Consider the following 204-nt stretch of genomic DNA (forward strand, 5'->3'; position numbering starts at 1 on the left):
CAGCGTGTGGTGATGACGGCACAGCAGCACCGCATTGTCGACGGAAGTCCTGCCGCCCTCCGCCCAGTGATGAATATGGTGGCCGTCGCAATGTCTGGGTGGCCGCGCACAGCCGGGGAAGGCGCAGCCTCGGTCTCTGGCGACGAGGATTCGGCGGATTCCAGCGGGGAAGCTGCGGGTTTTGCGGCCGATGTCCATCGGCTG

Annotated in this window: 1 protein-coding gene; it reads right to left on the reverse strand. The window is 66.2% G+C overall.

The features are described 5' to 3' along the window. On the reverse strand, positions 1–198 hold a 198-nt coding region (locus tag UK23_RS50545; RefSeq protein WP_231114649.1), incomplete at its 3' end, for an HNH endonuclease signature motif containing protein. Between the last annotated feature and the right edge of the window lie 6 nt (positions 199–204).

Source organism: Lentzea aerocolonigenes, from assembly GCF_000955955.1.
GTDB classification, from domain to species: domain Bacteria; phylum Actinomycetota; class Actinomycetes; order Mycobacteriales; family Pseudonocardiaceae; genus Lentzea; species Lentzea aerocolonigenes_A.